Source organism: Nocardia sp. NPDC004151, assembly GCF_042874235.1.
Classification (GTDB): Bacteria; Actinomycetota; Actinomycetes; order Mycobacteriales; family Mycobacteriaceae; genus Nocardia.
Genome location: NZ_JBIAMR010000009.1, coordinates 166914 through 193338, shown reverse-complemented (window position 1 = coordinate 193338; position 26425 = coordinate 166914). Strand labels below are relative to the sequence as shown.

21 protein-coding genes are annotated in these 26425 nt (G+C 70.2%); 8 read left to right on the top strand and 13 right to left on the bottom strand.

Annotation, left to right across the window (positions count from 1 at the left end; translation table 11 throughout):
* Positions 1–28: 28 nt before the first annotated feature.
* From ACFYTS_RS21710 to ACFYTS_RS21690, 5 genes are all read right to left on the bottom strand, one after another.
* Positions 29–1249 carry a VWA-like domain-containing protein gene (locus ACFYTS_RS21710; protein WP_387306696.1) on the bottom strand — a complete coding sequence of 407 codons (1221 nt, stop codon included), beginning with the start codon at positions 1247–1249 and terminating at the stop codon, positions 29–31.
* Entirely contained in the window at positions 1246–2469 is a 1224-nt protein-coding gene (locus ACFYTS_RS21705) for an AAA family ATPase (RefSeq protein ID WP_387306694.1), read from the bottom strand. Before ACFYTS_RS21705 ends, ACFYTS_RS21710 begins: the two co-directional genes overlap by 4 nt.
* Before the next feature lie 56 nt (positions 2470–2525).
* Positions 2526–3914 carry a hypothetical protein gene (locus ACFYTS_RS21700; RefSeq protein WP_387306692.1) on the bottom strand — a complete coding sequence of 463 codons (1389 nt, stop codon included), beginning with the start codon at positions 3912–3914 and terminating at the stop codon, positions 2526–2528.
* A 125-nt stretch (positions 3915–4039) separates the two neighbouring features.
* Positions 4040–4279, bottom strand: coding sequence for a hypothetical protein (locus ACFYTS_RS21695; protein WP_357278420.1), 240 nt, complete (start codon positions 4277–4279; stop codon positions 4040–4042).
* Between the two features lie 89 nt (positions 4280–4368).
* Positions 4369–4779, bottom strand: coding sequence for a PaaI family thioesterase (locus ACFYTS_RS21690; RefSeq protein WP_357278417.1), 411 nt, complete (start codon positions 4777–4779; stop codon positions 4369–4371).
* Positions 4780–4893: 114 nt separating this feature from the next.
* On the opposite strand from ACFYTS_RS21690, the gene ACFYTS_RS21685 reads away from it, so the two are divergent.
* Positions 4894–8034 (top strand): BTAD domain-containing putative transcriptional regulator, encoded by a 3141-nt coding sequence (locus tag ACFYTS_RS21685; protein WP_387306690.1) that lies wholly within the window; start codon positions 4894–4896, stop codon positions 8032–8034.
* A gap of 51 nt (positions 8035–8085) precedes the next feature.
* Here ACFYTS_RS21685 and ACFYTS_RS21680 read toward each other — a convergent pair whose 3' ends face one another.
* The gene (locus ACFYTS_RS21680) at positions 8086–9474 is read right to left on the bottom strand and encodes a serine hydrolase domain-containing protein (RefSeq protein ID WP_387306688.1); all 1389 of its coding nucleotides are present in this window, start codon (positions 9472–9474) and stop codon (positions 8086–8088) included.
* A 232-nt stretch (positions 9475–9706) separates the two neighbouring features.
* Between ACFYTS_RS21680 and ACFYTS_RS21675 the strand changes: the two genes are divergently transcribed.
* Complete coding sequence (locus ACFYTS_RS21675) at positions 9707–10681, top strand: alpha/beta hydrolase (protein ID WP_387306894.1); 975 nt, start codon at positions 9707–9709, stop codon at positions 10679–10681.
* Positions 10682–10879: 198 nt separating this feature from the next.
* Complete coding sequence (locus ACFYTS_RS21670; protein ID WP_357278409.1) at positions 10880–11863, top strand: alpha/beta hydrolase family protein; 984 nt, start codon at positions 10880–10882, stop codon at positions 11861–11863.
* Positions 11864–11915: 52 nt separating this feature from the next.
* On the opposite strand, the gene ACFYTS_RS21665 is transcribed toward ACFYTS_RS21670, so the two are convergent.
* The 3 genes from ACFYTS_RS21665 to ACFYTS_RS21655 all read right to left on the bottom strand — a co-directional run bounded on the left by ACFYTS_RS21665 (position 11916) and on the right by ACFYTS_RS21655 (position 15249).
* Positions 11916–13523, bottom strand: coding sequence for a flavin-containing monooxygenase (locus ACFYTS_RS21665; RefSeq protein ID WP_387306686.1), 1608 nt, complete (start codon positions 13521–13523; stop codon positions 11916–11918).
* Positions 13524–13640: 117 nt separating this feature from the next.
* On the bottom strand, positions 13641–14006 hold the full coding sequence (locus tag ACFYTS_RS21660; RefSeq protein WP_357278405.1) for a metalloregulator ArsR/SmtB family transcription factor: 366 nt from the start codon (positions 14004–14006) through the stop codon (positions 13641–13643).
* A gap of 4 nt (positions 14007–14010) precedes the next feature.
* Entirely contained in the window at positions 14011–15249 is a 1239-nt protein-coding gene (locus ACFYTS_RS21655; protein WP_387306684.1) for an MFS transporter, read from the bottom strand.
* A gap of 111 nt (positions 15250–15360) precedes the next feature.
* On the opposite strand from ACFYTS_RS21655, the gene ACFYTS_RS21650 reads away from it, so the two are divergent.
* On the top strand, positions 15361–16125 hold the full coding sequence (locus tag ACFYTS_RS21650; RefSeq protein WP_387306682.1) for a hypothetical protein: 765 nt from the start codon (positions 15361–15363) through the stop codon (positions 16123–16125).
* A gap of 89 nt (positions 16126–16214) precedes the next feature.
* On the opposite strand, the gene ACFYTS_RS21645 is transcribed toward ACFYTS_RS21650, so the two are convergent.
* Both ACFYTS_RS21645 and ACFYTS_RS21640 read right to left on the bottom strand, forming a co-directional pair.
* Positions 16215–16997, bottom strand: coding sequence for an SDR family oxidoreductase (locus tag ACFYTS_RS21645; protein WP_387306680.1), 783 nt, complete (start codon positions 16995–16997; stop codon positions 16215–16217).
* A 153-nt stretch (positions 16998–17150) separates the two neighbouring features.
* The gene (locus ACFYTS_RS21640) at positions 17151–18884 is read right to left on the bottom strand and encodes an HNH endonuclease (RefSeq protein WP_387306678.1); all 1734 of its coding nucleotides are present in this window, start codon (positions 18882–18884) and stop codon (positions 17151–17153) included.
* A gap of 109 nt (positions 18885–18993) precedes the next feature.
* On the opposite strand from ACFYTS_RS21640, the gene ACFYTS_RS21635 reads away from it, so the two are divergent.
* A complete protein-coding gene (locus ACFYTS_RS21635) occupies positions 18994–19485 on the top strand; it encodes a hypothetical protein (protein ID WP_357278392.1) in 492 nt (163 codons plus the stop codon).
* A gap of 32 nt (positions 19486–19517) precedes the next feature.
* Here ACFYTS_RS21635 and pabB read toward each other — a convergent pair whose 3' ends face one another.
* Positions 19518–21641, bottom strand: coding sequence for an aminodeoxychorismate synthase (gene pabB, locus ACFYTS_RS21630; RefSeq protein WP_387306676.1), 2124 nt, complete (start codon positions 21639–21641; stop codon positions 19518–19520).
* A 194-nt stretch (positions 21642–21835) separates the two neighbouring features.
* Between pabB and ACFYTS_RS21625 the strand changes: the two genes are divergently transcribed.
* Entirely contained in the window at positions 21836–22900 is a 1065-nt protein-coding gene (locus ACFYTS_RS21625; protein WP_387306674.1) for a phosphotransferase family protein, read from the top strand.
* 80 nt (positions 22901–22980) lie between these two features.
* Entirely contained in the window at positions 22981–23562 is a 582-nt protein-coding gene (locus ACFYTS_RS21620) for a DinB family protein (RefSeq protein WP_387306672.1), read from the top strand.
* Positions 23563–23565: 3 nt separating this feature from the next.
* On the opposite strand, the gene ACFYTS_RS21615 is transcribed toward ACFYTS_RS21620, so the two are convergent.
* Entirely contained in the window at positions 23566–24756 is a 1191-nt protein-coding gene (locus tag ACFYTS_RS21615) for a serine hydrolase domain-containing protein (protein WP_387306670.1), read from the bottom strand.
* 262 nt (positions 24757–25018) lie between these two features.
* Here ACFYTS_RS21615 and ACFYTS_RS21610 point away from each other — a divergent pair, with 262 nt between their 5' ends.
* Positions 25019–26425 (top strand): amino acid permease, encoded by a 1407-nt coding sequence (locus ACFYTS_RS21610; protein ID WP_387306668.1) that lies wholly within the window; start codon positions 25019–25021, stop codon positions 26423–26425.

Below are 26425 nucleotides of genomic sequence, written 5' to 3'. Positions count from 1 at the left end.
TTGTTCGACCGGGCGGTTGCCGCGAATGTCAGCCGATTTCGACGACGCGGGCCCAGGATGGGGGCTGGTCGGGGATGTAACCCGTGTCGTCGTCGGTCCAGGTGATGGGTCGGCGGAAGAGGCCGACCACGGTTCGGGCGGACGGGCGGTGCGCGGGCCAGGGGGTTTGGCCGTCGGTGAGGACCACCAGGACGTCCGGGCGGGGTTGGGCGCGTGCGGCTTTGGCGAAACCTGTGCAGAGGTCGGTGCCTCCGCCGCCGATCAGGGGGATGCTCTCGGACTGGCAGAAGGGGCCCGCGATGTGGGCGGCGGCATCGCAGGAGATGACGGTGAGGAGGTCTTTGCGGCCGCCGAGGGTTCGGGCTATGGCGGTGGTTTCGAGGAGGGCGCTGCCCAGTTCGGTGTCGCTCACCGAAGCCGATGTGTCGATGATGACGGTGACGTGAGGTGGGGTTCGGCGCAGGGTCGGGAGAATGGTTCGGGGGAGGGCGGTGGCCCGGCGGGAAGGCCGCGAGTAGGTGTGGGTTTCACCGAGGCCGGGGGTGGAGGCGGCGGAGCGGAGGGCCGCGCCGAGGAGGTCTCGCCAGGGTTGGGGTGGGTGGAGGGCGCGGTCGGCCCAGCGGCGCCAGCCTTCGGGGGCGTCGCCGGGCCGGCCGACGATGCCTTGGGCGACACGGAATTTGACGGCGTCGCGTTGTTGTTCGGTGAGGGCGTCGGCGCCGTCGGGGCCCAGATCCCACTCCCGGTCGAGGCCGTCGGCGCCGCTGCCGCAGTCGAGCCAGGCCAGGTGCTGGGTGGTGACGGTGAGCCGGAATTGGTGGAGGTAGTCCTCCATGAGCTCGCCCGAGGAGAGGCCGAGGGTGGCGGGAGTGACCGCGTCCTCGGGCTGGATCAGGCCGTCGCCGAACGCGTCGTCGTTGATCTCGGCGTCGGCGGCGATGTTCATGCGGAGGCGTTCGGCGGGGCCGGACAGGTTGTGGGCCTGCGCGAATCGATCGCTGCGACCGTGGTGGTCGCGGAGCAGATGGGAAACCTCGTGCACGAGAATCGAAGCCAGGTTCTCGACAGCGGTGTGGTCGACGAAGGCGGGGGAGACGTAGCAGCGCCAGTAGCGGTCGACGGCCATGGTGGGGACGCGGCGGGATTCGACGATGTTCAGGGCGTAGAGGGCCGTGGCGAGGTACGGGCGAGCGCGGACGGCCAGCAGGCGGGCGGCGAAGAGCTTCTCGGAGTCCAAGATCGGGGTCATCGGCCCACCTGCGCGGTGATGCGGGCGGCCGCGCGGTCCGCGCCCTGGGAGACCGAGACCATGCCGGTGAGGCGTTCGATCGAGGCGGGGACGTCCCAGGTTTCGTGACGCACACTCGCGAGGGTGGTGGCGGGGACGACCACCAGGTCGGGTGCGCCGGTTTCGGCGGCCTTCGCCAGCAGCACCCAGGCGGCGTCCCATCGTGCCTTGGTGCGGCGGCTGCGCACGGCCGCCACCACGGCGTCGAGAGCAGCCTGACGCAGATCGCCACGGGTCGGCAGGTCGGCGGCGTCGGGATCGGCGAGCAGCAGTTCGGGGTCGGGGAGATCCATGCGGTCGATGCTGGTGAGCAGCTCGAAACCGGGGCCATCACCGACCGAGCCGCGGACCAGCAGAGACAGTACGTCGCGACTCGCGCCCGCGGCGGTGGCGAAGGCGATGAGCCGCACCGTCATCTCCCAGCTGCGCGGGGACGGCCACGCGCCGCCACGGCGAGCCTCGCTGCCGGGCAGCTGGTGCACGAGCTTCGGGCGGCCCGCGAGCAGGCCGCACACCGCGCGACGGGCGAAATCGACTGCCTCCGGGAACTTTTCGGGATCGAGCGTGGGCAGCGTCGCGTACGGCCAGGTGCCGCCGAGCCCGCGCACCACCACCTCGTGGTCGTGCACCCAGTTCAGGTGGACGAATCGGTTGGCCAGCGGCGGGCTCAACTCCCAGCCGTCGGCCGCCGAGGAACGCGGGTTTGCGGCGGCCACGATACGGACGCCCGGCGGCAGCCGCAGCGTGCCGATCCGGCGTTCCAGCACCAGGCGGAGCAGGGCGGCCTGGACGGCGGGCGGCGCGGTGGACAGCTCGTCCAGGAACAGCAGGCCGCGTCCCTCGCGCACCAGGCGGACGGCCCACTCCGGCGGGGCCATGGGGACACCCTGGGTGGCGGGATCGTCGCCGATGATCGGCAGGCCGGAGAAGTCCGACGGTTCGTGCACGCTGGCGATCACCGTGGTCAGGGGGAGGTCGAGGGTGTTCGAGAGTTGGGTCAGGGCGGCGGTTTTGCCGATGCCCGGCTCGCCCCACAGGAGGACCGGCAGGTCGGCGGCCACGGCCAGGGTGAGGGCTTCGAGCTGGAGATTGGGCCGGGGCTCTGTGGCGACATCGCCCAGCAGGGTCAACAGGTCGCCCGCGATGGTGAGTTGGGAGTCGGAGTGGGCTGCAATGGACATGTGTGAATCACCTTTGGGAGTTCAGAGGAATGGGAAGTGGCGCGACGGTCGCTGGATCAGCGGGAGGTCGCGTTTCGCGGATGGGCTCGGTGCTTCGGCCGGGGCAGGCAAGGGAACGGCTTGGACAGACCGGATCGGAACAGGCCGTAGGTGATCCGCTGCCGCGCTGCCGCTTCCAGCTCGTCGCGCAGCGCGCCCTCGCGCAACAACGCGTCGGGACCCAGAGCGCGCTCGACCACGGTCAGCGCACCGGCCGTGTCGCCGTGCATCAACCGTTCCCGGACATCGGACAGCCAGTCCGGTCGCCGGTGGGCCCGGTCGATCGCCTGGAGACAGGGCAGGGGAGTTCCGGTCAGGGCGACCAGCAGCTCTTCTCGCCGGATCTCGGCGGGATCGTGATCCAGGGCGGTCAGCACCCCGTCCACGAGTGCCACCCGATGCCGCTCGCCGCGGCACTCCACCACCAGTGTCCGGCCGTCCTGAGCTGCGCCACCGGAGGTTTCGGACCTCGAATGGCCCGGTTCCAGGGCTGAGGCGACCAGGGGATGCAGCCGATCGGCCGTGATCGCACCCGCGCGCATCAGCTCCAGATCGGGCAGCGCCCAGGTCGCGGCATCGGGCAGCACAGGTAGCCCGGACATCTCGCCGCGCGGATATCGCTCGGCGATTCGCACGTCGGGTGGATCACCTGCGTGCGAAGGCAATTCGAGGACGATCCGCCGCCGCACCCCGGCCCGTACGAGAACCCGGCCGCCCGCGCTCCTTTCGGAGCGCAGCAGAATCCCGGCCTCATCGGCCCACCGGTCCACGGCGCAACCGGGCGGGGCCGTACCCGAGAGCTGGGTCTCGATGTCCTCCGGGCTGTCGAGTCGCACTGCCCCGGAACGTATTCGCAGCTCGTCGCTGCGTCGCGAGTCCCACAGGTGACGATGAAGATCCAGCCGATAACGCCGGTCCGGCCGGGGATGCGGATGCAGCGTGCCGCCGCCCCGGTCGCCGGATCCGTCCCACAGCGCGAGGCTCACCCGTTGCCCGGCATCCGCCCACGCGGGCGCGGTCCGCACCACCAGATGAACCGAACCGGCTCCGCCGTAACCGTTTCCGTACTCGTCGCCGCCGTATCGGGCCAGCGATATCGTCAGCCCGGGCCGCAGCAATCCGTCAGGAGCGACCCGCGGCAGATGCCAGCGCAGCAGGTCCGGTGCCAGACTTCGCAGATCGTCTCGAACACGAGTGGCGAGTCCTCGCCCGTGCACGCGGGCTACGGTTCGCAGATCGAGATCCACATCGAAACCCGCTGCGGCACAAGCCCCAGCCCAATCCCCGGCGCGTCGCCGAGCGGTAGCGGTCTCGATCATGGAGGGCGGCACGGCGAACTCCCGCACGCGCAGCCAGAATGAATGTCGGGAAGTTGTCCCGTTCGCGGTGGATGGGTGCATCAGCACTCACCAGAAGCGAACGAAACCCCCAATCCTTGATGGAAATGAGTAGTCATCGAGGCGATCATAACGCCCCGACCCGATCCGGGCCACCCGGCCGGATCGAGGGTGGTCGGCATCCGCTCGGACGATCAGAGGACGGTGCAGTGGGACGGGGGAGCGGTTTCGGCGGCGGAACTGGTCATGGTGCCGCCCTCGAGCCGGCACAACAGCATCTGGAGACCGAGGCCGGCCAAGGTGCCCGAGCCCGAGGCGGAGCCGCTGTCGGCAACGGGGGTAGCGGCGGGCTCGGGCACCGCGGAGGCGGTGGCGGCCAGCGGGCCGAGGGCGAGAAGTGCGCTGGTGGAGGCTGCGGCGATGAATCGGTTCACTGAGGGTCCCTTTCGACGGGACGAACAGTAGTTCCGGTCGTTCCGTATGGAACGACCGCAACTTTGGGGGCATCGCGTCGAAACCCGGATTAGAGCACCGCCTGGGTCTGGGTCACCTTGGCGACGAGAGCGCCCGCGTCATCGCGGATCTCGGTCTCCACGACAATGAAGCTCCGACCGGCGTGCAGCGGCGTGGCGGTGGCGGTGGCGTGACCGGACCGCAGGGCGCGCACGAAGTTCGTCTTCGACTCCACGGTGGTCGTACCCTGCTTGCCCGCCGGAAGATTCAGGTACGCGCACACCGCCGCGGTGGCGTCGGCCAGCGCCATCAACGCGCCGCCGTGCATGGAACCACCCAGCGTGCACAGGTTCTCGCGCCAGGCCAGCCGGCTGCGCACGAGTTGCGGGCCGCAGTCGAGAACCTGCACGCCGAGGCCCTCGGTGAACGGCATGGTGGCGAACAACTGGGGGCCGATCGGGTCGGCGGAGATGTCGGTCATGGGATCGACTGTGCCCGGCGCGGCGCCCGGAGTCGATTACCTCCGGGGTAATCGGCTGTGCCCCGCCGCGATCGGAGACGGGTACCCGGCCGGTGTGTCTGGAAGACTCGCCGGGTGCAGGTGAGTGTGCTCGGACCGGTTCGGGTCCATGCGGAGGACGGGACCCGGGTCGAGATCCCCGGCGTCCGGGTGCGAATGCTGGTGGCGCGATTGGCGCTGGAGTCGGGGCGCGATGTGTCCGTCGCCGCGCTCGTCGACGGACTCTGGGGTGAGGAGCCGCCCGCTGAGGCGTCGGGCGCGCTGCAGGCGCTGGTGTCGCGGCTGCGCAAGGCCCTGCGCGACGTGGGCACCGTCGAATTCGGGCCCGGCGGCTACCGGCTGCCCGGGGTGAGCGTGGACGCCGACCGGTTCGAGGATCTGGTGCGGCGCGGACGGCAGGAACTGGCCGCGGGCCGCGCCGAACCGTCCGCCCGCCTGCTGGGCGAGGCCCTCGAGCTGTGGCGCGGGCCCGCTCTCGGCGATGTTCTCGACGCCCCCTACGCCCAGCCCGCCGCGACCCGGCTCGACGATCTGCGGGCCGCCGCCCTCGAGGACCGCTTCGAGGCCGAACTGCGATTGGGCCGCCACGCCGAGGTGCTCACCGACCTCGAGGTCGCGGCCTCCGACAATCCGCTCGGCGAACGGCTCGCCGCCCTGCGTATGCGGGCCCTGGCCGCGGCCGGACGGCAGTCCGACGCGCTGGCGGCCTACGAGGAGACGCGGGCCCGGCTGGACGAGGAACTGGGCATCGATCCGTCGGCGATCCTGCGCGAAACCCACCTGGCCCTGCTGCGCGGCGAACTCGAAAGCCCGCCCCCGCGACGGGAAGCCGCGACCCGGAAGCTCCCGGTCCGCCTCACCGGATTCGTCGGCCGCGAACCCGAGATCGCGGAAGTGACCGGGCTGCTGGCGGATTCGCGACTGGTCACCATTGTGGGACCCGGCGGCGCGGGCAAGACCCGCCTCGCGCTCGAGGCCATGGACCGGCCCGGCAACGGCGCGGTGTTCTTCGTCCCGCTGGCCGAACTGGGCGCACCCGACCAGCTCGCCGACGCCGTCGCGGGCGCTCTCGACAGTGACGCCGCCGAACGTCCCGACAAAGCCGGCCGGCTGATCGAACTCCTCGACGTCGGACCTGCCGTGCTGGTGCTCGACAACTGCGAGCACGTCGTCGCGGCCGCCGCCGGGCTCGCCGAGACACTGCTGGACCGGCTGCCGCAACTGCGGGTGCTCGCCACCAGCCGCGAACCCCTCGCCCTCACCGGCGAGACGCTGTGCCACTTGGGGCCGCTCGACGTTCCTGACCGGACGGCGGATTCCGCTGCGGCCCAACGCTCCTCGTCGGTGCGGCTCTTCGTCGAACGCGCCGCCGCCATCCGTCCCGGCTTCGCGCTCGACGACGACACCGTCGCACCGGTGGTGGAGATCTGCCGCCGACTCGGCGGCCTCCCGCTGGCCCTGGAACTGGCCGCGGCGAAACTGCGCGCCATGAACGTCGACCAGGTGGCCCGGCGGCTCGGCGATCGCTTCCGGCTGCTCACCTCCGGCAGCCGCACCGCCCTGCCCCGGCAGCGCACCCTGCTCGCCCTGGTCGAATGGAGCTGGGACCTCCTCGAAGAACCCGAAAGAGTCCTCGCCCGAAGGCTTTCCGCGTTCCCCGGCGGGGCGACCGCGGAAGCCGTCGAGATCATCTGCGGTGACGAGGAACTCCCGGGCGACGACCTGCTCTACCTCCTGGACGCCCTGGTCGAGAAGTCCCTCGTCACCGTCAGCTCCGACGATCCGCCGCGCTACCGCATGCTGGAGACCATCCGCGCCTACGCCGCCGAGCGGCTCGCGTCCTCACCCGACCATCTCACGGAGCCGTTCACCGACTACTACCTGACCCTCGCCGAACAGGCCGAACCCCACCTGCGTGGCACCGAACAGCTCACCGCCATCGCTCTTTTCGACGCCGAACACGCCAACCTGGCCGCCGCGCTGCGCACCGCGCTGGGGGAACCGGCGTCGCCGGAGATCGCGTCGCGGCTGGCGCGGGCCATGTTCTGGTACTGGGGGATCCGGGGGATGAGCACCCAGTTCGAGAGCTCGCTGGCCGGAATCCTGAGCCTCGCGGACCAGCTGCCGGAATCGGCGCGCGCCGCGTTCCGGGTCATCGCCCTGATGGCCGGAGCCCCACCCGCCGGAAGCTCGCTGTCGACCCTGATCGAGGAATGCGTGGCAGCCGGTGGGCTGGAATTCCATCCCGCCGTGCCGCTGTGGACCGCATTGCTGGCCGCCCGCGCCGAGGATGAGAAGCTCGCCGAACGACAGCTGAAGCAGGCCATGACCTGGCCCGATCCGTGGGTGCGGGCCAGCGCCCAGTTCGCCCGCGACATCGCGCTGACCGGGGAGGGACGGCTCTCGGAAGGAGTCGAGGCCCGGCGAGAAGCATTGCGGGGCTTCGAGATCGTCGGTGATCGCTGGGGCCTGGGCATGGCCTTGCTCGCGGACGGACGCGCCCACGCGGTGGCGGGCGAGCATGATCGCGCCCTCGCCGACTACGCCCGCGCGGTCACCCTGGCGTCCGAACTCGGGACCGAGGACGATATCGCCGCCGCTCGCACCGCCCTCGCGGAGGAACGAATGCGCGGAGGCGAACTCGCCGAGGCGGCCCGCGATATCGAAGCCGCGCAACGACTCGCGGCCGACCAGGGCCTGGCTCGGCTGAGCGCGGTGATCCTGTTCATCAGTGCCGAATTGCATCGCCGCACAGGTGATCTCGATGGATCTGGTCATGATCTGGATCAGCTCGAACAGCGGATTCGCCACCTGCCCTACCCGGAATCCATGGCAGCCAACCAGATAGCGGTCGCGCGGCTGCGGAATCACCTCTCGGGAGCGGACGTCGAGTCCGCCCGTGCTCTCCTCCCGCAGGTGGTCGACGGCTCGTTCGTCCACGGCGATTCCGCTCTCACCACGCAAGCGCAGGCTCAGGCCGCGGAACTCGTCGCGAAACTTCATCTCCTGGAGGACGATCCCGCGGCGGCCGCCACGGCCCTCGGTCTCAGCGAGGTCATCCGCGGCGTCTTCGATCACGGAGAACCCGAGCTGGTCACTCTCGTCGCCGTCCTCACCGAGCGTCTCGGTGAGGACGAATACCACCGCGCGTACCGCCTCGGGGCCGATCTGTCCCGGCCGGAAGCCTTGGGCCGCTTGACGCGCGCTGTGGGCTGACGCGACGACCGCGCCGACCCGGCAAGGGTCGGCGCGGTCGATGCGTGCCGCTCAGGACACCCTGCCGAACAGTCGCCCGGCCAGATCCACGCCGATGATCTCCCCGTCGGCGTCCCGGCTGAAGAATCCGCGCTGACCCTCGAAAGACCCCGCGGTGATCACATATTCGTCCCCGTCACCCGGCAGGATGCCGAACGGGAACGGAGGGTGATCCTGCGGGATCTCCGCGCCCCCGGCGGCCCGGATCTCCGGCTTGACCTTGCAGTCCAGGTACAGCTGATCGCCCTCCGCGTAGCAGGTCATGGTCATGGCGTCGATGTCGTACACGCCGGACAGCTCCGGGACGCGGGTGGCATCGAACGGCACCGGCTCCGGGTCCTGGTCGATCACCCCCAGGTAGTGCTCCAACGCCCAGCGGACGATGGCCTGATTGGCCGGAATGCCATCCGGGCTGGCATTGGAGAGCACCACGATCGCGAAATCGCGCTCGGGCACCAGCTGGAAGTCCGCGAACTGGCCGAAGCCGGAACCGCCGTGCCCGGCCATGCGCACCCCGTCCACGTCTCGCAGCATCCAGCACAGGCCGAACGCGTCGGCGAGGGTGCTGTTGCGCAGTGTGACGGTCGGCTCCCGCATGGCGCGCAGCAGGTCGGTGGGCAGCACGGTCTCACCGTGCGCGCCGTGGCCATCGCCGAGGTGGAATCGGCCCCAGCGCAACAGATCCGACATCGTGGTGCCGATGCCGCCGCCGGGATTGTTGGCGCGGGTGCCCTTCCAGACCCGCGCCACCTCGAGTGTCCCGTCCGCCTGGCGTTCGTGCCCGGCCGCGAAACGGCGGGTCATGATGTCGCCCTGGAAGTAGTGGCTCCCGGTCAGCCCGACCGGCGCGAAAACCGTGTCGGCGACGACCTTTTCGAACGGCTCGCCGGTCACGTTCTCGATGACGCGGCCCAGCAGGTTGAAACCGGCCTGACTGTAGGACGCGCGCTCGCCGGGCGCGGCGAGCAGCGGCAGCTCGGCCAGCGACGCCACGAACGCGGCCAGCCCGTCCTCACCCTCGCCGGTGTTGTTGATCAGGTTCCACTCGAATCCGGCGGTGTGGTTGAGCAGCTGCGCGACGGTGACGGTGGCCGCGGCGTGCTCGTCGAGCAGGTCGAGCTCGGGAACGTAGGTGCGGACCGGGGCGTCCAGGTCGACCCGGCCGTCGGCGACCAGGCGCAACAGCGCGGTGGCGGTGAAGGTCTTGGAGGTCGAGCCGATCGCGAACACGGTGTGCTCGGTCACTGGAACCGGGTTCTCGGTGCTGGTCACGCCGACCGTGGCATGGATCTCACGGCCGCCGGCCCAGATACCGACGGCGATGCCGGGCATGTCGTACCGCGCGGCCGTGGCCTCGACGAAAGCGGTCAGGGCGGCGTCGGAAGTGGTGGTCTGTGTCATATCCATGACGATGTCGGCCCGCGCTGACAGCTCACCGACAGTGCGCTGACAGCCCCTGACGGGGGTTCTCAGCCGGTACTCAGTTTCGAGCCAGCAATTACTTAGAGGGGATCGGCAATGTGATGCGCTGAGTGGTAACAAGCTGGAAAACACTGCCGAAGGAGAAAGCGTGCGTTCAACGAAGATCTGGTGCAGTGGAGTGCTCGCCTTGACCGCAACTGTTCTGCTACCAATGGCCGCGGGCGCCGCTCGGGCCAACCCGGGCGCCTCGGTGGACTACGCCGGGGCCTCCGCCGACGGCTCCCGCATCGCCTCCAGCAAGCCCACAGATGCGCGGAACCTGACATTGCAGGTCTATTCGGCCGCCATGGGCAAGAACATCCAGGTCGACGTGCAACGAGCCGCCGACGCCTCGGGGCCCACCCCGGTGCTGTACCTGCTCAATGGCGCGGGCGGCGGCACCGACACCGCGACCTGGCGCCAGCGCACCGACGTCCTGAACTTCCTGTCCGACAAGAACGTCAATGTGGTGCAGCCGGTCGGCGGCGCGTTCAGCTACTACACCGACTGGCGCGACCCGGATCCCGCACTGGGCGTGAACAAGTGGAAGACGTTCCTCACCGAGGAACTGCCCCCGCTCATCGACGCGGCCTTGAACACCAACGGGCGCAATGCGATCGCGGGTCTGTCCATGGCGGGCACCTCGGTGTTGCAGCTGCCCATCGCCGCGCCGGGCCTGTACAAATCGGTGGCCGCCTACAGCGGTTGCGCCCAGATCAGCGACCCGCTCGGCTACAACTTCGTCAATATGGTCGTCGCCGCCGGCGGCGGTGACAGCAAGAACATGTATGGCCCCCAGGGCGATCCGGAATGGGCCGCCAATGATCCCTACCTGCACGCTGATCAGCTGCGCGGCCTGGACCTGTTCATCTCCAGCGGATCCGGCATGCCGGGCGAGTGGGACACCCTCGACGGCCCGCACACCCTGCCCGGCGCGGGCGGCCTGATCAACCAGATCGCCCTCGGTGGCGGGCTCGAGGCCGCCACCAATTACTGCACCCACAATCTGAAGGTCAAGCTCGACGGCCTCGGCATTCCGGCCACCTACGACTTCACGCCCACCGGCACCCACTCCTGGGGGTACTGGGAGGACGCGCTGAAGAAGTCGTGGCCGGTCCTGGCATCCGGTCTGGGTCTGCCCGTCTGATCGGAGACGACACTGCGACATCGACAGAGAACCGGCGCGCCTCCAGGGGAAGCGAGACGGCCTCTCGAAATGTCGCGGTGTCGTGTCCGGGGGTGGTCGCGGGACGGCCACAGTGCGGTCTCCGGGGGCGGAATCCGGCCCTGACCGGCGGCGCGGAATCGTACCCTCAGGCATAGTTCCATCGCCGAAGGAGACACCGTGCGATCGACAAATGTGCTGGTCAGTGCACTATCCGCCGTGGCCGCAACCCTCCTGCTCACGACCGCCGCGGGCATCGCCGCCGCCGAACCCGACACCGGCGACGCCCGCCTCGAGACGCTGTGGGTCCATTCCGACGCCATGGGCCGCGACATCCAGGTCGAAGTGCATCGCGCCGCCGACACCTCGCAGCCCGTCCCGGTGCTCTACCTGCTCGGCGGCGCGGGCGGCGGCGGCGTCGGCGCGGTGAACTGGCAGACCGCGACCGACGCGATGGACTTCCTGGCCGGAAAGGACGTCACCGTGGTGGCGCCGATCGGCGGCGACTACACCTACTACACCGACTGGCGCGAGCCCGATCCCGTTCTGGGCGTGAACAAATGGCGGACCTTCCTCACCCAGGAGCTGCCGCCGGTCGTGGACCGGGAACTGAACGGCAACGGGCGCAACGCGATCGCGGGCCTGTCCATGGCGGGCACCTCGGTGCTGCAACTGGCCATCGCCGCACCCGGGCTGTATCGATCGGTCGCGTCCTACAGCGGCTGCGCCCAGATCAGCGACCCGCTGGGCCATCATTTCGTGAGCGCCGTGGTGGAGAAGGGCGGCGGCGACCCGGAGAACATGTACGGGCCCGCGGGTGATCCCGAGTGGGCGGCCAACGATCCCTTCCTGCACGCCGATCAGCTGCGCGGCCTGAACCTGTTCATCTCCAGCGGATCCGGGCTGCCGGGCCAGTGGGATCTCCCGGGCGGCCCGCACACCCTGCCCGGCCTCGACGGCTGGATCGACCAGCTCACCCTCGGGGGCAGCATCGAAGCCGCCACCGACTACTGCAGCCACCATCTCGCGGCCCGGCTCGAGTGGCTCGGCATTCCCGCCACCTGCTTCTTCACGCTCACCGGCACCCACTCCTGGGGCTACTGGCAGGAAGCGGTGAAGCGGTCGTGGCCGGTGCTGGCGGCCGGGCTGGGACTGCCCGCCTGAAACAGCGAGACCGGCTCGCTCCCCAGGGAAGCGAGCCGGTCTCCGCGGTCGATCACGCCGTCAACTCGAAGTTCGGGTAGCCGTTGTCGCGCTCGTCGTCGCAGTAGCGGCGGTAGTTGCCGAAACCGCCGATGTAGGGCATGAACACGCGCTTCTTGCCCTCCACGTTCGCGCCCATGTACCAGGAGTTGGCCTTCACGAACAGCGTGCCCTCGGCGACCTCCAGCAGGTGATCGGTCCACTTGACCGCCGCCTCCGACCGCGCCTCCGCGGTGCGGATGCCGTTGGCGCGGCAGTGCTGCACCAGCGCCAGCACCCAGTCCAGCTGCTGCTCCGAATGCAGCACCATGTTCGCCATCACCGACGGGGTGCCGACACTGTTGATGCTGAACATGTTCGGGAAGCCGGGGATGCCGAAGCCCAGGTAGGTGACCGGGCCGTCGGCCCACAGGTCGCCCAGGCGGGCGTCGCCCGCGCCGTGCAGGTCGATGCGCAGCAGCGCGCCGGTCATGGCGTCGAAACCGGTGGCGTACACCAGGGTGTCGAGCTCGATGAACTGGTCCGCGGTGCGGATGCCCGTCGGGGTGACCTCCTCGATCGCCTCGCGACGCAGGTTCACCAGCGACACATTGGGCCGGTTGAACATCTCGTAGTAGCCCGAGTCGGTGCAGATGCGCTTGGTGCCGATCGGGTGGTCGTTGGGGATCAGGTCATCGGCCACGGCCTGATCGTCGACCTTGGCGCGGATCTTCGCGACCGCGAACTCGCGCACCAGCTCATTGGCGCGGATATCGCTGTTCTGGTCCGGGAAGACCTTGTTGAACAGCACGCCGCCGCCGTTCCAGCGGTCCTCCATGGCCGTGGCCCGATCCTCGGCGCTCATGTCCAGGGCCTTGGTCTCCAGCGAGGCGTGCGGGGTGGCCGCACCCGCGTAGTAGGACCTCTCGCGACGCTGCCGGTAGGTGGCGCGAATATCGGTCTGCTCCTCCTCGGTCCACGGGCGGTTCGGGACCGGGACGCTGAAGTTGGCCGAACGCTGGAACACGGTGAGCGCCTTCGCCTCCCGCGCGATGATCGGCGACACCTGGATGCCCGAGGAACCGGTGCCGATCACGCCGACCCGCTTGCCCTCGAAGGACACGCCCTGTTCGGGCCACTGCGCGGTGAACAGCTCCTCGCCCGCGAAGGATTCGATGCCCGGGATGTTCGGCTTGATCGGCGCGGACAGGCAGCCGGTCGCGAAAATCACGAACTGCGACCGGAATTCGTCGCCGCGCTCGGTGCGCACCGTCCAGATGGCGGCGGCGTCGTCGAAGCTCGCGCCGATCACGCGCTGGCCGAAGCGGTAGTGGCGCTTCAGCTCGAAGCGGTCGGCCACGTGGTTGATGTAGTCGAGGATCTCCGGCTGCGCGGCGAACCGCTCGGTCCAGGTCCAGCTCTGCTGCAGGTCCTCGTCGAAGGAGTACGAGTAGTCGACGCTCTCCACGTCACAGCGCGCGCCGGGGTAGCGGTTCCAGAACCAGGTGCCGCCCACGCCCTCGCCGGCCTCCAGGCCGAGCACGTTCAATCCGGCCTTCGCCGCCTGGTGGACGCCGTACAGTCCGGCGAATCCGGCCCCGATGATGATGACATCGAATGGGCTGCCCTGCTCGGGATGCATGCGCGCGACCTCTCACTATTCGTCCGGCGATATTTCGAATAGGCATATCGTCGCGGCGAATGCGGGTACACGGCGATACCACGTCCCACTGACCAGGAGCGCAGGTCCGGGGGATGGTTACTCGTGGGAGGGTTCGCCGGTCACGACGTGATCGGCATGGTTGAGGCCCTCACGGACCAGGCGGGCCAGGTGGCCGTCGCGAATCCGGTAGATGATGCGGCGGCCCTCGCGGCGGGTATCGACCATGCCCGTGAAGCGTAGCTTCGCCAGATGCTGGCTGACCGCGGTCCGGGACGCGCCGCAGGCCTCGGTGAGCGCGGAGACATCGGCCTCGGCGGCGGCCAGGATCCACAGGATGTGCAGGCGGGTCGGATCGGAGAGCATGCGGAAGGTCTCGGTGGCCACGTCCAGCCGGGCCTCGTCCGGAGCGACCGGATGGGTGAGGCTGGGAGTGGCGGCGGGCAGCGATTCGGCCTTGCTCACCTGATCACCTTCCTGCCGCGGACACCGCCTCGATGTCGGCGGGGACGGACGCGGGCCAGACCCGCGCCGCGGTCGTCGCTGCCAGTGTAGCGAGCGCGGCCAGCACGATGGCCGTGGTCGGCAGACCTGCCAGCGCGCCCAGCTTGCCCGCGATCGGATAGGTCACCAGGAAGCAGGCGTGCGACAGCGAGAACTGGGCGGTGAAAACGGCTGTGCGATCGGAGAGTTGGGTCTGGGCGCGCAGCAGGCGGGCCGACGGGGTGCTGATCATCGAGGTGCCCGCGCCGAGCAACAGCCAGGTCAGGGCCAGCACGATCGTCCCGGCGGCGTGGGGGAGCAGGGGTGGCAGGGATGCGGCGATCAGGCCCAGCGGCAGCACAGCGCTGCCGGTCAGCATGAATCGCCGGTCGGGGAGGATCGTCAGCAGTCGCGGGGTCGACAGCGCCACCGCCATCGATCCGAACCCGAAGCAGGCCAGCGCGAGTGCCACACCGGTATTGGAGCCGTCGAGCTGGTCGCGCACGTACACAACGGTGTTCACGATGACCAGCGAGGAGGCGGCGGCCACCACCATGTTCAGGGCCAGCAGGCCGCGCAGCACCGGGCGGTTCATCATGATGCGCGCGCCCGCGGTGATGCGCTCCAGCAGCGGGGCCGAATGGTCGGCCGGGTCCAGGCGCGGGAGTCGGGTGGTCACCACCAGCAGGGCCGAGGCCACGAAGCCCGCGGCGGTGCCGACGAACAGCGAGTGATAGCTGATCACCGTCAGCAGGGCGGCGGCCAGCATCGGGCTGAGCAGCGACTCCAGGTCGTAGGCCAGGCGTGACAGGGACAGGCCGTGCGTGTAGTCCTCCTCGTCGACCAGGATCGACGGGATCAGCGACTGGAACGCCGGGGTGAAGGTCGCCGAGGCCGACTGCAGCAGCGCGATCAGCACGTAGATCTGCCAGGTGTGGGTGACGAACGGCAGCATGAGCGCGATTCCGGCCCGCACCGCGTCCGCCGACACCAGCACCAGGCGGCGCGGCAGCCGCGCGGTCAGCGCCGAGATCACCGGCGCCACAGCGACATACGCCACCATCTTGATGGCCAGCGCGGTTCCCAGCACCGCCCCCGCCTGGCCGCCCGCCACCTCGTAGGCGAGCAGGCCCAGCGCGACCGTCAGCAGGCCGGTGCCGACCAGGGCGACGACCTGGGCGGTGAACAGCTTGCGGAACTGGGGATGGCGCAGCACGACGAGCATGCCGCCACTATAAGCCAATAAGTGCGCAGGTGTGCACATGATGTCGCGTATATGTTTCGACGCCCCGCCGCCGTCCGGTTGACTGGGCGATTCGTCGCTATCCTCACTGTCATGGGGAGGAATCTCGCGGCCGGTGTCCTGGTCGCCGCCGCGACACTGGCACTGGCCGCCTGTGCCCGCCCCAGCGCACCCCTGGCGGGCAACCTCGACCCGCAACCCAGCGCTCCCCGCGACATCGCGGCCACCGAGCCGCCCGCCCCCGTCTCCGGCCTGGAGCCGTGCGGCGATATCGGTTCCGCCGCAATGCCTCCCGACTGCTACCTGCAGTCACACGACAGCGCCGGACTCACCTTCGAGGTCCGCCGCCACGGCCACGGACAGCAGAGCGCCGTCACCGTCACCACCCTGGACCCCGAGGGCGTCACCCTCCAGACCCTGACCGAACCGGCCGTCGGAACGACCGAACCGCGCCTGCGCGACGTCGACAACGACGGCCGCGACGAGCTGATCATCCCGGTCATGGCCGCCACCGCCAATATCCGGTACGTCATCTACCACGCGGCGCCCGATGGCAAGCTCCAGCGCTCCGGCGAACTCGCCGGAATCGGCATCGACACCTCCGCCGCGGGCTACACCGTCATCACCGCCCGCGACTCCTACGAACTGTGGAACATCCAGTTCTGGACCTTCGACGCCGCCGTCCTGCACCCGCTCGTCACCGTGGAGGTGCACTTCCTCGACGACGGCACCGGTCACGTCGGCGGCAGCGAATGCAAGGTCGTCGACACCGGCGGGCTGGCCCGCACGGGCCTCGACCCGGACCAGGCCGCGGCCCAATTCTGCGCCGAACCAACGGTTCTGCGCGTCAAGCGCTGAGCATCCGGGGGTTGTAGGCCCGGATCAGGGGATTCTCCGGGCGATTCCGGATGCCCAATCCGCCCCGGCGTCGCCACCATGGAAGCAGGTCAGCTCACCGGCTTCGCGTACCGCCGGCGCAGCCACTCGGCATAGTCGAAAGACACTGTCTCGCCATCGGAGCCGAGACACAGCGCAGCGTCGCGCACCCGCCGGATGGCCCGGCCGATGGGCGGCACCGGGAAGGGCAGCAGGGCCTGGCCGAGGGTTCGGCGGCGGAGTTCGGCGAGTTCGGCGAGGGTCTGCACGGCCGGTCCGCCGACATCGCGGACCCGGCCCGACGGTCCGGCCGCCACCGCGTCGGCGAGCCGGCCCGCCACCGCGGTCACGTCGACCGGCTGGAAACGCATGGCGCTGTGCGGCGCGATCCGGAACTTCGCGCCGCCGCCCAGCAGTTCGTCGATGAGCTCGTGGAACTGGGTGGCGCGCAGCAGGGTCCACGGGATCGGGCCCTGGGTGACGGCGCGTTCCTGGGCGACCTTCGTCCGGTAGTAGCCGAACGGGACCCGCTCGCAGCCGACGATGGAGATCTCCACGTGGTGGCCGACCTTGGCGCGCTGCTCGGCGGCCAGCAGGGCGCGCACGCCCTCGACCATGGTGCGGGCGCTGCGCGGGCCGCGGTGATTACCGGCGTCGACCACCGCGTAGACGCCCTCGAGCGCCGCGTCCAGGCCCGCGCCGGTCACCAGATCGACCGCGTGATGCTCGGTCCCCGGCACCGGGTCCGCCGGTGCGGACCGGCTCAGCACCCGCACGGTGTGGCCCCGGGCCGCCAGCTCGCGGACCACCGGCGCGCCCAGGGTTCCGGTACCGCCCACCACTGCTACCTGCATTTCGACTCCCCTTTCTCGACCTGCTCGTCTCGGACGCTAAAACCACAAGGGATGGCGCTCAACATGATTCATCGCATGGTGTTCGATTGCCCACAGCGTTCGATTACCCACATTCGATGCGCTGTCGCGGGGTGGTGCGGTGGGATGCCGGACTCAGATGTGCGCGCCCTTGGTGCGATTGCAGGCGCGGCACAGGATCTGCAGGTTGGCCGGGCTGGTCGCGCCACCGCGGCTGATCGGGATGATGTGGTCGAACTCCAGGTAGTGGGTGTCGCCGCATTCGACGCACCTGCCGCCGTCGCGCTGCCACACCACGGCCTTGACATCCGGTGGGACCGAGCGGGTATCGCGGCGGCCGGGGGTGAGGGCCAGGCGTTTGGCCACCCGTAGCGCGCCCTCCATGGCGGCGGCCGCGTAGTCCGGATCGGCGAGCTCGAGGATCGCGCCGCCGCGCGCGGAGGTGGCCGAGATCTCGATCCGCCCGGCGGCGGGAGTCACCGAAACCACTCGGGCCCAGGGCATCTCGATGCCGGTATCGGGGCCGGTGAAGCGGAGTTTGCGGTTGCTGACGATGAGACGGCCCTCGGTGCGTTTGGGGCCGCGGGCCAGCTGGCGGACATGGACGGCGGGCAGGTTCAGGTGGACGCGCTCGTCGGGGTCCAGGTGCAGGCCGGTGGCGGGCTGGTGCGGGAGTTCACCCGAACGCAGGCGGGTGAGCAGACGGCCGCGGTGCAGGCGGCGGCGCAGCTCCTCGATGCGCGGGTCCGACAGCGACAGTTCCCCGGCGATGTCCTCGAAGGAGTCCAGATCGGACTGCTCGACCACACCGTCGGCGAGGGTGAAGGCGACCACGCGTTCCAGGTGCGCACCGGCGACCGGGCGCAGCGGATCGACGGCGACCGCACGCTCGATGCGCTGGAATCGCAGCTCGGTCCACAGCGCTTCCCAATCGCCGTCGGCAGCGCCGGCCGGGGCGACCCGATCCTCGCGCGGGCCCGGGACACGCAGCACCCGCTCGGCGCGCTGCCGCCATCCGCGCAGGTATTCGGCTGTCTCGGTGGCGCATTCGCGGCACAGCGACGCGGACCCCAGCAGTCCGGCCGCCGCGCCGAGCAGCCCCTTACGCGGCGCGCCGCAGCGCGGGCAGTGGCGGGCGTCGCGGACGACGACGGGCCGGGTCGAGGCGGTCCAGGTTGTGCCGTCCCACCAGCGCAGGCGCGCCGGATCGCGCGGGTCCGGATGCCAGTCGGCCCGTTCGGGATCCGGCGGCGGCGGGGTGCGGCGCGGCTCGGCCCGGAACGTGTGCGCGGGATCGATCCGCACCCCGAATTCGCGCACCAGCCCGGCCAGGCTCACCCCGGCATCGGCCAGGCTCCGGAACTCCCACCGGCCCTCGGCGCGTGCGAATTCACCCAGCACCAGGGCGGCAGCGGCATCCGCCACGGCCACCGGGTAGGAGACCACGGGGCTGTCATGGTCGAACACCGTGAGCGTCAGCCCGTCGACCCCGGCGAAACCTCGGCCGGACCCGGCGGATCCTCGGCCCGGAGCCGCCGCGCCCGGGGAGGGCCGAGCGGTGTCCTCGGGCTCGATGGCCGGCCCCTCGTCCACCGATCCGATGACGATGATCCCGGCGATGTCCGGCCCGGTCCGCGGCAGCGACACCGACAGCCGGGCGGTCCCCGCCGCGGGCTCGCGATCCAGCGTCACCGCCTGTGAGACGTGGCGGGGTGCGTCGAACCAGACGAAATCGCGGTCGGACCGGGCCCGGCCGTGCTCCGCCACCAGGACGGCCTGCGCCCGCACCGCATGCGACGACCGCCATGAAAGCACAACCGTCAGAAGCGATGTCGGAACCGTCGTTCGCTCACCCTTGGTCAGTTTCATCGTGGTGGCACTATGCCACGAGCCACCGACACAAACGGCCACCAGCCACCGATGAAACCGCGCGCCCGCCCTCACGGCCGATCCGGAAATCGTGCGGCACAGTAGAAGGATGACCAACCCCAAGGGGAGCGATCAGCAGAAAGCCCCGCGCGGGAAGGGCGCCGGCTCGCGGGTGCCCACCGCCGGCGACATCCTGGCCGCCGCGCAGGCCGCCGTCGAGGCCGCCCAGAACGCCGCCGGGCTGGCCCTGGACTCGGCGCAGGTCACCGCCTCGACCGCGTTCGACACCGCGGTCCGGCTGCCGCCCGCCTCCATCCAGCTCGCGGCGCAGCTGCCCGACCTCATCCAGAGCCTCACCATCGCGGTCGAGCGCCTCAACTCGACCATCGACCGGCTCGACCGGACCCTCGCGCTGGCCGAACCGGCTTTCGTCGCCTACGACCGCATCCTGACCCGGCTGGAATCGGTCACGGCCCTCGGCGAGGACATTCTCGAGCGACTCGACAAGCTCCCCGGCGTCTCCCTGCTGGGCCGTCTCACCGGCAGCCGTGACAATCCGGAACCCGAACCGCCGCAGGAGAAGTCCCGCCGCCGCAAGTGAGGTGACCGCGGTGGTCAGGGTAGGGGAGGCGGTCAGGGTAGGGGGAGCGGAGCGCGCGCCGGGACGCCCAGACCGGGCAGGGCGCGCAGCGCGGCCGCGGCCTTCCACACCATCTCGTGGTACTCGCCCTCGGGATCGGAATCCAGGACCACCGCGCCGCCCGCGCCGATCCGCCATCGGCCGTCGTAGCGGACCGCGCTGCGGATGACGATGTTCAGATCGGCCGTGCCACCCAGGCCGAGGAAGCCGATCGTGCCCGAATAGACGCCGCGGGCCTCGGTTTCGAGAGCGTCGATGATCTCCAGGGTGCGCAGCTTCGGCGCGCCGGTCATGGAGCCGCCCGGAAAACAGGCGCGCAGGCAATCGACGACATCCAGCTCCGGGCGCAGCCTGCCGCGGACGGTCGAGACCAGTTGGTGCAGCGTCGTGTACGTCTCGACGGCCATCAGCTCGGGCACGTGCACCGAGTCGACTTCGCAGACCCGGCCCAGATCATTGCGGAGCAGATCCACGATCATCAGGTTCTCGGCGCGGGTCTTCGGGTCGCGGGCCAGGTCCGCGGCGATCTCCGCGTCCGCGGCGGGTGTGTGGCCGCGCTTCGCGGTGCCCTTGATCGGCTTGCTCTCCACGGTCCGGGCCCGGTCCAGCTTGAGGAAGCGCTCGGGGGAGGAGCAGGCGACTTCCAGGTCCGCGAAGCGCAGGAAGGCCGCGTAGGGGGCCGGATTGCAGCGGCGCAGCGTGCGATACACGGTCAGACCGTCGGCGTCGCCCGGCGGATACGCGCTGTCGGTGATGCAGATTTCGTACGACTCGCCTGCGTGCAACTGCTCTTGGCAGGCGGCGACATCGGCCAGATAGCGGGCGCGGCCCCGGGTCAGCAGCGGCGCGACCGTCGCCTCGTCGGCGCGCAGCTCCAGTAGCGGCGGATTCTCCCACGTCGGAAGGGTTTCCACGACGGCGCGGGTGGTGGCGAGCCAGTCCCGGGCGGCGGCGGTGGCCTCCGGTTCGGTGAGGGCCAGCAGGTGGGTGCGGCCCGCCTCGTGGTCCACCACGATCAGGCGGTCGGCGAAGATCCACTGGGCGTCGGGGGTGGGGGAGCGGTGCGGTGCGGCGGCTCCGCAGTCGGCCTTCATCTCGTAACCGAGGTAGCCGACGTAGCCGCCCGCGAAATCGAAAGGGACGTCCGGGAAGTCGATCCGGCGGCGGCGTAGCTCGGCGGACAGGTAGTCGAGCACGCTGCCGGGGACCGTGCGTCGCCCGGTCGCGGACTCGACTTCCACATGGCCGCTGCCCACCCGATAGCCGACCACCTCGGCCAGCGGGCCCGACGCGTCGCCCAGGAACGAGAAGCGGTCCAGGCCCGGCTCCACGTGTTCGCTGTCGAGCCAGAAGGCGTGGGGGGAATCGGCGTAGAGGGCGTCGAAGACGGCCTCGGCGTCGACCGCGCGCTCCACGACGGTCCGCTCGACGAGGTAGTGGACGGGTGCGTCGTCCGGGCCCGGGGCAGCGGCCTGGATCGGACTGTGCGCCAAGGGCGTTCGCGCGGACGGCAGGGGGACGCCCTGTCCGCGATGGTATTCGGCGGTCAGCTCGGCGAAGTTGCGCAGCAGCTGTTCACCGTGCTTGCTGGAGACGGACTCCGGATGGAACTGCACACCCCACTGCGGGCGGGTGCGGTGGCGCACGCCCATGATCACGCCATCGGGGGTGGTGGCCGTGACCTCCAGGGCCGCCGGGGCCGGCTGGGCGGCGCACAGCGAGTGATAGCGCACCGCCGAGAACCCCTGCGGCACATCGGCGAACAGGCCGAGCCCGTCATGGCTGATCAGATCCGGATACCCGTGCCGGGCTCGCGGTGCGGTGACCACCTCGCCGCCCGCCGCGATCACGATGCCCTGATGACCCAGGCATACACCCAGCAACGGGAGGTCGGACTCGGCGATGAGCGCCGCCGAGATGCCGAAATCGCGGGGAATGTCGGGGCGTCCGGGCCCGGGGGAGATGACGATATTGTCGAATCGTTCGAGCCCGAGCTCCTCGATCGACCCCGCCTCGTCATTGCGCACGACCACGGGTTCGACCCCGTTCACCCGGCTGATCAGCTGATACAGGTTGTAGGTGAACGAGTCGTAGTTATCGATCAACAGCGTGCGCATTTGACCACGCACATTACGCTGTATCCTTTCTGCCCTCCGCTTCGCTCCGGGCGGGTTCGCGGCCCCGAGGTCTCGATTCTTCCCTCCTCCGCTTCGCTCCCCCGCTCCGTCGGTCCAGAATCGAGACGGCCGCGAACCGTCGGTTCTCCTTCTGCGGGCGACTGCCTTCAGTTGACGCCGATCGTTACGGCACAATGGTCGGCATGTCTGTTGCGCAGCCGTCCGAAGTGGATCGTGACGTCGTCGATTTCGCCATCGTCGGAAAGTGGATGGAGGAGCAGGGCTTGCCCGGCGGCGAGTTCGAGGAGGTCAAGCCGCTCGGCGGCGGCACCCAGAACATCATGCTGCGCTTCCGGCGCGGCGGCCGCGACTACGTGCTGCGGCGCGGGCCGAAGCATCTGCGCACCGCCAGCAACACCGTCATCCAGCGCGAATCCCGCATCCTCGGCGCCCTCGGCGACACCGAGATCCGCGCCCCCAAGGTGATCGCCGCCTGCCCCGACGAATCCGTGCTCGGCGCGTCGTTCTACCTGATGGAACCCATCACCGGCTTCAACCCGCAGAACGAACTGCCCGAACTCCATGCCGGTGACCCCGAGGTGCGGCGGAAGATGGGCCTGTCCGCGGTCGAGGCCATCGCCCGGCTCGGCTCCCTCGACCACGAGGCGCTCGGCCTGGCCGACTACGGCAAGCCCGAGGGCTTCCTGGAACGCCAGGTACCGCGCTGGCTCAGGGAACTCGACTCCTACCGCGTCAACGAGGGCTACCCCGGCCCCGAGATCCCCGGCGTCCAGCAGGTCGGCGACTGGCTCGACCGCAACCGGCCGGTCCAGCCCACCGCGGGCATCCTGCACGGCGACTGCCACCTCGCCAACATGATGTTCTCCTTCGACGGCCCCGACGTGGTGGCCATGGTCGACTGGGAGATGTCCACCATCGGCGACCCGCTGCTCGACCTCGGCTGGCAGATCGCCACCCGCCCCGAGCCCGGCACCACTGGTGCGGCCCTGATCGGCACCCTGGGCGCGGTCGGCGGCCTGCCCACCGCCGAGGAGATGATCGCCCACTACGGGCGGTTCTCCGACCGCGACCTGAGCCATGTCACCTGGTACACCGTGCTGGCCTGCTTCAAGCTCGGCATCGTCCTCGAGGGCACCCATGCGCGCGCCTTCGCGGGCAAGGCGCCCAAGCAGGTCGGCGACTTCCTGCACGCCATCACCCTCGAACTGTTCGACAAGGCGCACAAGCTGATGGAGTGACGGCAAACCTGTCGCCATCTCGACGGCGACTGGCTGAATATTGGTGGCCGACAAACAAATGCCACCGTAAGTTGGGGGCCATGCCGATCGTTCCCGACGCCAAAGACTGGACCTGGGTGCTCGAACGCACCTGCGCCGACTGCGGGTTCGACCCCGACGCCATCGCCTTCACGGCGGTGCCGGGGTCGGCTCGCGACAGTGTCACCCGGCTGCTGGCCGCGCTGGAACGGCCGGACGCGCGGGTCCGCCCCGACGACTCCACCTGGTCCGCGCTCGAATACGCGGCCCATGTACGCGACGTGTGCCGGATCTTCACCCATCGGCTCGACATCGCGCGCACCGGCGGGCCCCGGCCGGGGCCGGTGATCGCCGCCTACGACACCGCGGTCACCGTGGGGGACAACGGGATTCCCATGTTCGCCAACTGGGATCAGGACGCCACCGCGCTCGCCGAGAACTACGGAGCATCCGAGACCGCCACCGTGGCAGCCGAACTCGCGGCCGCGGTCGACGTGGTCGCCGGCGCCTTCGCGGCCGTGCCGGACGACGAACACGACCGGGCCGCACTGCGCAGCAACGGCTCCGCGTTCACCATCGACTCCATGGCGCGGTATTTCCTGCACGACCTCGTGCACCACGTGCACGACGTCGAACGCGGCTGAGGATCAGCGGCAGCGCAGCAGGGCGTCGCGCAGATTGCGCGAACGGACATCGTCGAGCACCGCCATGCCCAGCCGGTTCATCACGTAGCCGAAGCCGAGACCCGTTGCCGGATCGGCGAAACCGAACGAGCCGCCGTAGCCGGTGGTGCCGTAGGCGCGCTTGTCGGAGCCGAATCGGAAACTTCCGCGGGACTTGCGGAAACCCAGGTGATAGCGGCTCGGGGTGAGCAGCACCAGGTCCTCGGCCGGGACGTCGTCGGCGGTGTCGGCGGTGGCCAGGCGGTCCAGCAGCGCCCGGTCGATGGGCAGCTCATCGGTCTGCCCGGCCGCCGCGCCGTAGACCCGGGCCAGGGCGCGGGCCGTGCCGACGCCACTGGTCGCCGGGCTCTCCACCGAGAGGAACTCGCGGCGGGCGGCCCGGGCGGGCGCGCCGACCTGCGGGCTGTTCAAAGCACGGTAGGACAGGCCGCGCTTGCTGTAGAGCTGGATTCCGATGCGCACCGGGAGATCCCGCTCGTAGCGGAGGATGTCCAGGCCCTCGGTCGCCGACAGGGTCGCCACCCGATCGAGCGAGATCTCCTCCGGCAGACCGATATAGAACTCCGCGCCCACCGGGGCGGCGATGTCCTCGGCGAAGATGCGGCCCAGCGTGCGATGCGCGGGATCCACCCGTCGCAGCAGCTCACCCTGGTACAGGCCGGCCGTGATCGGGTGATAGCCGTGCCGGGTTCCCGGCCGCCACAACGGTTTCTGCTCGGCCAGCACCACCGCCATGCCGTCCAGATCCGCCATGTCCGTGAGCCGGAACGGGCGATCCAGGGCCGCCAGGCCACCCTGATGGTCGAGCAGCTGGCGCACGGTGATCGACTCCTTACCGTGCGCGGCGAACTCGGGCCAGTGCAACGCCACCGGATCCTCGTAGTCGAGCAGGCCCTTCGACACCGCCGACGCGACCGCGAACGCCGTCATGCCCTTGGTCGAGGACCACACCGGGGCCATGGTGTCGCGCTCCCACGCCACCGTGCGCTTGCGATCGCGGTACCCCGCCCACAGGTCCACCACCGGCCGATCCCCGTCGAAGACGGCGACCGCCGCACCGATCTCGCCGTGCCAGGAGAAATTGCGGCGGAACGCGTCGGCGACCGGACCGAAACCCGCGTCCACCTCGCCGTGGACCGTGACCTGCTCACTCATGATGGGGACGATCGTAACCGGGTTCCCGCGGAGCGCCAGGGCGGTGACCTCGCCGTCCGCCGGCACGGGGGTCCACGCCGAGACCGCCCGCGCAGGCGAGGTGTCACCACCGCGCTGCTGCGCGCAGCCGGAGCATCGGTCAGGCGGTAGACGCGGCGCACACCTCGTGAAGCCAAGGCATAGCTGCTGTTTGGTCGTGCACTTCCCGGACCTGGTGGGCGCGAGGCATTCCTGCCGGTCCGAACCGGTATCGTGGCCGGACATGCCCGGAATCCCGCGGATTACCGCATCATTGCTGCGCACCAAGCCGGTGGAAGAACTCACCTCCGAGGGCGAGCACACCGCATTGCGCCGCAGCATGGGCCTGATCCCGCTGATCGCCCTGTCGGTCGGCGCGACGCTGGGCACCGGCATTTTCGTCGTCCTCGGCGAGGCCGCGCCGCTGGCCGGGCCCGCCGTCGTCATCTCCTTCGTCATCGCCGCGCTGGCCGCGCTGTTCTCGGCGCTGTCGTACGCCGAACTCGCCGGTGCCGTGCCGGTATCCGGGTCGGCCTACTCGTATACCTATGCGACGCTGGGCGAGGTCGTGGCCTGGGTGTGCGGCTGGTGCCTGCTGCTCGAGTACGGCGTCTCGGTGGCGGCCGTCGCGGTCGGGTGGGGCGCGTACCTCAACGAATTCCTCGGATCCACCGTCGGCTGGCGGATCCCGGACATGCTCGCGCAGCCGCCGGGCGAGGGCGGGGTGATCAACCTGCCCGCCGCCGTCGTCGTGCTGCTGGCCGTCGCGGTGCTGCTGGGCGGCATCCGGGAGAGCGCGCGGGTCACCACCGTCACCACCGTGATCAAGGTCGCGGTGCTGGTGTTCTTCGTGGCCGTGGCGGTCACCGCGTTCGACTCCTCGAACCTGCACCCCTTCGCGCCGGAGGGTATGTCCGGGATCGGGGCGGCCGCGTCGATGGTGTTCTTCTCCTTCATCGGCTTCGACGCCGCCTCGACAGCGGGCGAGGAGGCCAAGAACCCGCAGCGGGATCTGCCGCGCGCCATCATCATCTCGCTCGGCATCGTGACGCTGATGTACGTGCTGGTGGCGCTGACCGCCGTCGGCGCGGTCGGGGTGGACGACGTGAGCAGCTCCGGCGCCTCCCTGGCCACCGTGCTCGACCAGGTCACCGGGCGCGGCTGGCCCGCCACCATCCTCGCGGCCGGCGCGGTCATCGCCATCGCCTCGGTGGTGCTGACCGTGCTGTACGGGCAGACCCGCATCCTGGTCGCCATGTCCCGCGACGGGCTCATGCCGAGCGTGCTGTCGCGGGTCGGGCAGAATCGGGTGCCGACGATCAACACGCTCATCGTGGGCGGCGTGGTGGCGGTGCTGTCGGCGCTGGTGCCGCTGGGAGAACTGGTGAACGCCACCAATATCGGCACGCTGGTGTCCTTCGGGCTGGTGGACATCGGGGTGCTGGTGCTGCGGCGCACCAAGCCCGACCTGCCGCGCTCCTTCCGGACCCTGGTGCCGGTGGTGCCGGTGATCGGCGTGGGCATGTGCGTCTGGCTGCTCGTCCATCTGCCCGGGGTGACCTGGCTGGCGTTCACCGTGTGGTCGGCGGTCGGGCTGCTCGTGTACTTCGGCTACGGCAGGCGGCGATCGGCGCTGAACCGGGCCGCCTAG

Bases quoted from the DNA above. Each gene is read 5' to 3' on its own strand.
- ACFYTS_RS21625 (WP_387306674.1), top strand. From the start codon at position 21,836: ATGGTCGGCATGTCTGTTGCGCAGCCGTCCGAAGTGGATCGTGACGTC.
- ACFYTS_RS21610 (WP_387306668.1), top strand. From the start codon at position 25,019: ATGCCCGGAATCCCGCGGATTACCGCATCATTGCTGCGCACCAAGCCG.
- ACFYTS_RS21680 (WP_387306688.1), bottom strand. From the start codon at position 9,474: ATGACACAGACCACCACTTCCGACGCCGCCCTGACCGCTTTCGTCGAG.
- ACFYTS_RS21620 (WP_387306672.1), top strand. From the start codon at position 22,981: ATGCCGATCGTTCCCGACGCCAAAGACTGGACCTGGGTGCTCGAACGC.
- ACFYTS_RS21710 (WP_387306696.1), bottom strand. From the start codon at position 1,249: ATGACCCCGATCTTGGACTCCGAGAAGCTCTTCGCCGCCCGCCTGCTG.
- ACFYTS_RS21615 (WP_387306670.1), bottom strand. From the start codon at position 24,756: ATGAGTGAGCAGGTCACGGTCCACGGCGAGGTGGACGCGGGTTTCGGT.
- ACFYTS_RS21690 (WP_357278417.1), bottom strand. From the start codon at position 4,779: ATGACCGACATCTCCGCCGACCCGATCGGCCCCCAGTTGTTCGCCACC.
- pabB (WP_387306676.1), bottom strand. From the start codon at position 21,641: ATGCGCACGCTGTTGATCGATAACTACGACTCGTTCACCTACAACCTG.
- ACFYTS_RS21705 (WP_387306694.1), bottom strand. From the start codon at position 2,469: ATGTCCATTGCAGCCCACTCCGACTCCCAACTCACCATCGCGGGCGAC.
- ACFYTS_RS21645 (WP_387306680.1), bottom strand. From the start codon at position 16,997: ATGCAGGTAGCAGTGGTGGGCGGTACCGGAACCCTGGGCGCGCCGGTG.
- ACFYTS_RS21675 (WP_387306894.1), top strand. From the start codon at position 9,707: ATGGCCGCGGGCGCCGCTCGGGCCAACCCGGGCGCCTCGGTGGACTAC.
- ACFYTS_RS21655 (WP_387306684.1), bottom strand. From the start codon at position 15,249: ATGCTCGTCGTGCTGCGCCATCCCCAGTTCCGCAAGCTGTTCACCGCC.
- ACFYTS_RS21640 (WP_387306678.1), bottom strand. From the start codon at position 18,884: ATGAAACTGACCAAGGGTGAGCGAACGACGGTTCCGACATCGCTTCTG.
- ACFYTS_RS21650 (WP_387306682.1), top strand. From the start codon at position 15,361: ATGGGGAGGAATCTCGCGGCCGGTGTCCTGGTCGCCGCCGCGACACTG.
- ACFYTS_RS21665 (WP_387306686.1), bottom strand. From the start codon at position 13,523: ATGCATCCCGAGCAGGGCAGCCCATTCGATGTCATCATCATCGGGGCC.
- ACFYTS_RS21635 (WP_357278392.1), top strand. From the start codon at position 18,994: ATGACCAACCCCAAGGGGAGCGATCAGCAGAAAGCCCCGCGCGGGAAG.